General features: G+C 53.5%; 7 protein-coding genes. 1 reads left to right on the top strand and 6 read right to left on the bottom strand.

Translation table 11 applies throughout. The annotated features are described in order from the left end of the window. Positions 1 to 204: 204 nt before the first annotated feature. Positions 205 to 840: a DUF2799 domain-containing protein gene (locus tag QWI17_RS14810; protein ID WP_302723297.1), complete on the top strand. Its 636-nt coding sequence runs from the start codon at positions 205 to 207 to the stop codon at positions 838 to 840. Between the two features lie 36 nt (positions 841 to 876). Here the strand turns inward: QWI17_RS14810 and QWI17_RS14805 are convergent, their stop codons facing one another. The 6 genes from QWI17_RS14805 to QWI17_RS14780 all read right to left on the bottom strand — a co-directional run bounded on the left by QWI17_RS14805 (position 877) and on the right by QWI17_RS14780 (position 7480). Next, the gene (locus QWI17_RS14805) at positions 877 to 1779 is read right to left on the bottom strand and encodes an MBL fold metallo-hydrolase (RefSeq protein WP_302723296.1); all 903 of its coding nucleotides are present in this window, start codon (positions 1777 to 1779) and stop codon (positions 877 to 879) included. A 56-nt stretch (positions 1780 to 1835) separates the two neighbouring features. Beyond that, a complete protein-coding gene (gene gloA / locus QWI17_RS14800) occupies positions 1836 to 2225 on the bottom strand; it encodes a lactoylglutathione lyase (RefSeq protein ID WP_302723295.1) in 390 nt (129 codons plus the stop codon). Positions 2226 to 2244: 19 nt separating this feature from the next. Further along, positions 2245 to 3951, bottom strand: coding sequence for a BamA/TamA family outer membrane protein (locus QWI17_RS14795; RefSeq protein WP_302723294.1), 1707 nt, complete (start codon positions 3949 to 3951; stop codon positions 2245 to 2247). A 159-nt stretch (positions 3952 to 4110) separates the two neighbouring features. Beyond that, positions 4111 to 4845 (bottom strand): sulfite exporter TauE/SafE family protein, encoded by a 735-nt coding sequence (locus tag QWI17_RS14790; protein ID WP_302723293.1) that lies wholly within the window; start codon positions 4843 to 4845, stop codon positions 4111 to 4113. Next, positions 4835 to 5065 carry a cbb3-type cytochrome oxidase assembly protein CcoS gene (gene ccoS, locus QWI17_RS14785; protein ID WP_302723292.1) on the bottom strand — a complete coding sequence of 77 codons (231 nt, stop codon included), beginning with the start codon at positions 5063 to 5065 and terminating at the stop codon, positions 4835 to 4837. Before ccoS ends, QWI17_RS14790 begins: the two co-directional genes overlap by 11 nt. 21 nt (positions 5066 to 5086) lie before the next feature. Continuing rightward, positions 5087 to 7480: a heavy metal translocating P-type ATPase gene (locus tag QWI17_RS14780; RefSeq protein WP_302723291.1), complete on the bottom strand. Its 2394-nt coding sequence runs from the start codon at positions 7478 to 7480 to the stop codon at positions 5087 to 5089. Positions 7481 to 7488: the final 8 nt, after the last annotated feature.

Genomic DNA, 7488 nt, shown 5'->3' with positions numbered 1-7488 from the left:
GCAGATGTGCGCTTCAGGCCTCGCCCTGCGGGACTTCCAGGCTGGCCCGTACTCGTCGTTGCCACTTTTCGATGGGTGGGCACACACCGTCAAAGTGGCGTCTAGATTACGAACCAGCCTGAGAGTCTGAGTACGTAAGGGGTTTTTCAACAGCCTGCTAGAATACTAACAAACTTTGCTTGTTTAATCCTTGGGGATCTCGCTATGAAATTAGTCACTCGTTCACTGATAACTCTGGGTAGCCTTGTCATACTCAGTGGCTGCTCGACACTCAGTGAACAAGAGTGTGTCAATGCCGACTGGTACCTAATAGGCCTGGAAGATGGCTCTCGCGGCTACAGTGTCAGCCGTATTGGCTCACACCGTGAAGCATGCGCTAAATACAGCGTAGTGCCCAATATTGAAAGTTACCGCTCGGGTCTCAGCGAGGGGTACAAAACCTATTGTGCCGAAGCCAATGGCTATAATACAGGCCTGACTGGCGCCACTTACCAGAACGTGTGTAGCGGCCAAGGTGCCGATAAATTTGTGCAAGCGTACCAGCATGGCCGCGACCTCTATCGACTGCGCCAAGCGCTTGCCTCCCTGGACCAGCAGATCAGCGACAGTCAAAATACCATCGAACAATTAAACGAAGATAGCGCTTTGTATGAGGAGCAATTGATTCATCATGCCAGCGCCCCCAGCGAGCGCCAAAAACTGCTTAACGCTATCAAAGACAATGAGCAGGAGGCGGCAACGCTGGCCGAAAGTATGGTCTACTCAGAGCGCGAGCGCGCAGTGCTGGCACAGGACTTAGCCGATATGGAGGCTTATCATCGCCAGCTGGGTTATCAATAGCGAGCTACGCCGGAGCTGAGGCTCCGGCGCTAAAGCTTAGTGGCTATGGTGATGACTGCTGTGGGGGTCTTCACCGTACTTTTGTAGATCCCGGAACAGGGTTCTTGTCATCTTCTCCGTGGTAATAAACCCCCAGTTCCATTGCTCGTGATAATCGGCCAAAGGATTCATCGCCACAATATCTTCGATGGTTTTTCCTTGTTTTATTAGATCCGCTATCCGGCGGCGACTCTCTGCCAACATATCACGCGCAGCGGTGACATCCTCGACTTTACCCAGCGGACCGTGCCCGGGAACAATCACGGTGTCCTGGTCAGCCAGATCAATAATTTTCTGCTGTGCATCAAGATAGCCTTGCACACTGCCGCCATTGTCTAAATCAACAAACGGGAACATGCCGTTAAACAAGGTATCGCCCGTATGGATAACGTTGGCCTCGGTGAAGTAAATCACTGAGTCGCCGTCGGTATGAGCCTTGGCCACATGCATAATACGCGCAGGCTGTGCGTTCAGGTAAAACGACATTTCATCGCTAAAAGTGATGACCGGCAGCGAGTCTGCACTTAATTTACTGTCGGCGCTCATTCGCTCGCGAACATTTTTATGACCAATAATATGAGTTCCGGTAGCGGCAAAAGTGGCATTGTTACCCGTGTGATCGCCATGCAGGTGCGTGTTGATTAAATAGTCAACGTCACCACCGGCTACCTCCTTAATTTTTGCCTGCAATTTTTCGGCGAGCGGCGGCATTGAGTCGTCAATCATAATAGTGCCGTCGGCACCGGTACTGATTAGAATATTGCCACCGGAAAAGCCACCAACCCCGGATAGCATGGTCAGACCTTTGGCGACTTGCTTAGCCTCAAACTCAACGGAGTCTTGGGCTTGTACGCTACTTGCCAACAAACCAACAACCAGCACGAGCATCAATCGTTTCATAGTGTCTCCCTATACGTGAACTTTACGTGACCTTTTCGTGAATACTGAAATTAAATTCAATCTGCGTGGTGCTCTAATAGCTCAATTTTATAACCATCAGGATCTTCTACAAACGCTAAGATAGCAGTGCCATGCATCATCGGGCCAGCGGGACGCACGACTTTGCCGCCCGCCTGCGCTATCGCATCACAGGTTTTGTATACGTCCGCAACACCAATGGCGATGTGTCCATAACCATCACCTAAATCGTATTGGTCGGTGTCCCAGTTATGGGTTAGCTCCAATACGGTAGTGTCAGACTCATCACCATAGCCAACAAACGCCAAGGTAAATTTCCCCTCGGGCACGTCGTGTTTGCGCAACAACTTCATTCCCAGTATACGCGTATAAAAATCGAGTGACCTATCCAAATCCCCCACCCGCAACATGGTGTGTAACAGTCGCATAATATACCTACTTTAATTGCTAGAACTGACGCTTTGCCTTGACCAAAATTTGGTACTCGTCAATGCCTTCGCGCTCGACCAACGGGGTTGCGATATCTAAGTGAACCACATTGCCCACACGGACTTTGCTCGAACTCAAGCGCAAACCAATACCGAAATTGGCCAGCATGTCGTTGTCTTCATTATCTGGGCCATCCCAGGCTTTACCGGCTTCAACAAATGCCACTGCCCCTACCCGCACCAGATTAAACCAGTGCCAATCGGAGTAGTAGCGCCGCTCCACTGTAGCCAGAAAACGCTTCTTGCCACGCTGGAACGACGTAGGGTATCCGCGCATACCGACAATGCCACCCACCGTTAATTCTTCGTGCTGCTCTAAGTCCTGACCTGCATCATAAGCTACGCTGGTGTACCAACGGTTCTTGTAGCTTTGCATATGGTTATAGGAAACTTTACTGGACCAAATGGCACTGTCTTGGTCATTGCTGTCCATATGGTCCCGGCCATTGACCCCCAAATACAATTGAAGCAAGTGCTCGTCATTAATATTGAAAATGTGTTGGTAGCTGCCGAGATAGCGCAAGACGTCGCCGTGGCGAGCCGGCTCTGCCTTGCCATACCCGAGCCGAAAACCAAAAGTAATGCCCAAAGGCACGTCTTCCGTGCGCTGAATCTGGTTTAAATTCCGATATACCGCGTAGTGGTCTTCAAGGTACTGATACTCCAACCACGGGTAACTGGCTTTACTGTATTCGGGAATGCCGAGCTCAGTGGTGTCGTCATTGGGGTAAAAAGTATCTTCCTCGATAGTGTATCCACCGAGTAATCGCTGCGTAGAATTTCGGGTAACGTAAAGCGAGTGACCAACATAAACCTGCTGTAAGCCGTTTTCATGGCGGTAGCCATTAATCTCATCACCCTTGGAGCGGATTATTTCCGCCTCGGTCACATCATTGTAGGTGAGGCCTCCCGCCCAAGGTGTGTGACGCGAGAAAAATGGCCGCTCCAATTCAACGATGACGTTTTCACCGTCGGAGTTGTCGGCGTAAGCCAAGCGCGTAGACCACCGACTGCTCAGGATATGATCAGTACTCAGCGAGTAGCGAATGCCGGTGCGATCGGCCTCTTGCTCATAGCCTATAGAAAAGCTGGTACCGGAACCGAGTATATTGTCATCACTGATCCCGACACCCGATGAAGAATCCCCGCCGCTGTGGCTAAACGAGCCCTCCACTTCAAACGACCAGCTGTCGCGTGTCACGACCACCAGGTCCACCGCGCCCTGACAGATTTGCTCAGGCACAATAAACGCACCGGTCAGGTAGTCGCGCCGGCGCAGCAAACGCTCGGTCTCCAAGATGACATCGGGGTCTAAGGTATCGCCTTCGTGAAACAACAGCTGGCTGGAGATAACATACTCTTTGGTATTGATGTGGAGCTTATTCAGGAAGAGGTACAAGCTGTTGTTTTCGTCGGGATCATTTTCATCAAAAACCCCCACACGCATGTAGCGAATTTTACGGATAACCCGACCTTTAAGCTCATCAATAGGGGAGGTATCAAGGCGGCTATCGCCTTTAAAACGATCCATGGCCCGACTGGCGAAGTCGACCTTGTAACAGCTTTCCTCCTGCGCTTCGACGCCAAAGGCGAGCATCAACAACAGTAGGCAAAAGGTGAGTCGCAAATGCGGCCCATGAATAAAGGTACAGCGCATAAAACCCATGCAGTAAGGCCAACTGAGGCTTCGACCGCCGCACCCGGCTTATTAACGTTGTCCTTGGCCTAGTGCCAAGGCAAGGGGTACCAAGGTTAACACGGCCAATCGTAAAGACTATATAAAATTGTAAACGCCACAGGGGCACGGCGCCAATTTCATCACACTTTAGTGATGATGGTGATGATTTGTCGCATCCTGAGCTTGGTTCGCAGACTCACCGTGGTGGCCCGAATGCCCCGCCAGAGCCCCGTACGCGGTCCAGGCGGCGAACAGTACAAGCACCAGAGCAGCGGCCGCGCGCGCTCCGCGCGAGCGCACAACCCGCACTACTGGCTCTGCGATACTGGCCGCCAACAGCACAGCCGGTAAGGTCCCCAACCCGAAGCCCAGCATGACACTGGCGCCGGCAAAGGCGCCGGGCTGGGTCATGGCATAGCTGAGGGCGGTATAGACCAAGCCGCAGGGTAACCAACCCCAGAGCCCTCCGAGGGCAAGTGCCGCGCCCTCGTTGCGCACGGGCAGCAACCGCTTACCCAGTGGCTGGAGACCCCGCCACAACCACTGCCCTGCGGTTTCCAGGCGCGTTAAACCACGCCACACATCCGTTAAATACAATGCCATCGCTACCAATAAGGCGGCGGCCAACAACCGCAGTACGGGACCTGCCCCCAGCGCCATAAGCTGTTTGGCAAATAATCCGGCCAGCGCCCCCATCACGCAATAACTGGTAATTCGGCCCATATTATAGGCAATTAGGATGCGTATTTTTTTTGCCCGACCAGCCTCCCCTACCGCCATTGTCAGCGCCCCCATAATACCCCCACACATGGCAAGGCAGTGGGTGCTGCTAAAAAAACCGAGGCCCAGAGCTACAGCAAAACTGGCAAAGTCAGTGGTCATCAGAGGTGCTACCGGCGCTGTCGGGCGAGTCAGGTCGGGGATGAACCGAATCGATATCGGACTTGGACTTGGCCTCAGATTCGTCATCGTCAAATAGAATCCGATGCGCCTCGGTATCCAGATTGTCGTACTGGCCTGAGTTAATCGCCCACAATAAAACCCGAATGGCAATTGCAACAAAGATCAAAGCAATAGGGATGAGAAAATATAGACTGGTCACAGCGTATTCCAGTTAATCAAATCAACGACGAGCCAAGCGCAGTGCGTTGAAAACCACCACCAACGAACTGGTCGTCATGCCAATGGCCGCTGCCCATGGCGCTACCAAGCCGCACGCGGCGAGGGGCAAAGCCAACACATTGTACAGTACAGACAAGCTTAAATTCTGCCAGATAACCCGCCGTGTTTGCTCAGCTTTATTCAATAAAAATTCGATGGGGAGCACCGAATCGGCTAACAATAGAACATCGGCATGGGTCGCTGCGAGTTCCGAGGCCCGGGCCATAGCAACGGATACATCGGCCTTGGCGAGCACCGGTACATCGTTGATCCCATCACCGACCATGGCAACGGTATCACCTTGCGCCTGACAATGGGCCAGGTGCGACAATTTGTCTTCCGGGGTTGCACCAGCACGATAAGTATCGATGCCCAGGTTCGCTGCTACGCGCGCCACGTTGGCCTCGGCATCACCACTTAACAGCTCTACGGCAATACCCCGTGCCTGCAGCGCTGCAACCACTTTCGCAGCATCGTCGCGAATGGGATCATCTAATACAATGCTGGCCAACAACCCTTGTTCATCACCCAGACATATTTGCAAGCCTTGCGCCGCTGGTACGCTGCAACCCGGCGCAGCGAATTCTGCCCGCCCCAGTCGATAATAGGTGCCTTGTACGCTACCCTCGACTCCGGCGCCCAAGGTTTGTTGCACATCACTGGCGCGCATTGTATTTGCCCAAGCCCCGAACGCCCGGGCAATCGGATGGCGGCAGCCCTCCTCGAGTGCCGCCGCTATGCTGAGCACCTCATTTTCCTGTAATCCACGGCGCGCAATATTGATCTCAGCCACTGACAGATTACCCGTGGTCAAAGTGCCGGTCTTATCAAACAAAACCCGGGTAATTGTCGGTGCACTTTCCAGAACATGGCCGCGGGTAATCAGTAGCCCCTGTTTACGCAATGCCTCTGTCGCGGTAGTCAGTGCCGTTGGCATAGCCAAAGCCAGTGCACAGGGACAGGTCACCACCAGCACCGACAGTGCCACCCATAGCGCACGACTGGCATCGAGCCACCACCAGGTGGCGAATACGCCAGCGCACACCAGCAAAACCGTCGCTACGAAATAACGCGCGACCCGATCGGCAATAGCCAAACGATGGGGTTTATCGGCTTCGGCTTGCTCAATAAGCCTGACAACGGCCGATAAACGCGTGCCGCTACCCACTGCCACCACATCGACCTCTAGCGGCGAATCAATATTCTCGCTACCGGCGATCACGGTATCTCCAACCCGTTTGGCGACAGGGCGTGATTCACCTGTGATAAACGCTTCGCTGACACTGGATCGACCCGTTCGCACAACACCGTCGGCACAAATATTCTGGCCGGCATCGACACGAATACGATCCCCAGCTTGCACTTGTCGCACGGGCACCGATTGCCAGGCATCAACCTGCCAGCGCAAGGCCACAGCGGGGAGCAGCTGAGCCACGTTGCTGCGCCCGACCCTGCTGCGCGCGCGCGAGCGCATTTCCAGATAACGCCCAACCAACAGTAAAAAAACAAACATGGCGATGGACTCAAAGTAAACGTCGCCTTGATGGGTCACCGTAGCCCAGAGACTCGCACTGTAGCCAATGGCGATGGCGAGAGACACCGGCACATCCATAACCAACTGACCGGCCTTGAGGCTGCGCAGCGCTGCGCGAAAGAAAGGCTGGGCACTGAAAAAGACAACTGGCGTCGACAATAGCAAACTGAGCCAGCGTAACAACACTTGCCATTGGTCCGCGGCGCCGGTATACAAACCCACCGCCACCATACCCACCTGCATCATACCGAAACCGGCCACACCTAAACGAATCAGTGCCAAGCGATTTTCACGGGTTTCTACGGTTAAATGCGCTTCGTCGGTCGCAGGTAGTGGTGTATAGCCAATCGCCGCCAATTGCTGCATCAGTTGGCTTAGCGACACTTGACTGGGGGCAAAAATAATTTGTGCGCGGAAACTGGTAACGTTGATACGCACAGACTCGACACCGCTAATAGCCAATAGGTGTTTCTCAATCAACCAACTGCATGCAGCGCAGGTAATGCCCTGCAAAATCAGATTGGCTTGGACCAGCCCCTCACTGAAAGGCACGACAAAATCTGCCTGTATATCCGCATCGTCGTAGATTAGGTAGGTGTCTTTACCCGCTTGATCAGAAGGCTTTTGACTGCTGCTTTGGCGGTACTTATAAAAGCGGGACAAACCACCGTCGGCAATTGCGCTGGCGACAGCTTGGCAACCAGGGCAACACATACGCCTGACAATGCCCCCCAACTCCACCACGTACAGCTTGTTGCGCGGCAAAGGTAAACCGCAGTGGTAGCAAGTTTCAGACTCCGTAGCCGGTGTCGTTTGCGCCATTAATGCAT

Origin of the sequence: Gilvimarinus gilvus (assembly GCF_030518155.1) — a bacterium.
GTDB classification, from domain to species: domain Bacteria; phylum Pseudomonadota; class Gammaproteobacteria; order Pseudomonadales; family Cellvibrionaceae; genus Gilvimarinus; species Gilvimarinus gilvus.
This window is presented reverse-complemented; position numbering and strand designations above follow the sequence as displayed.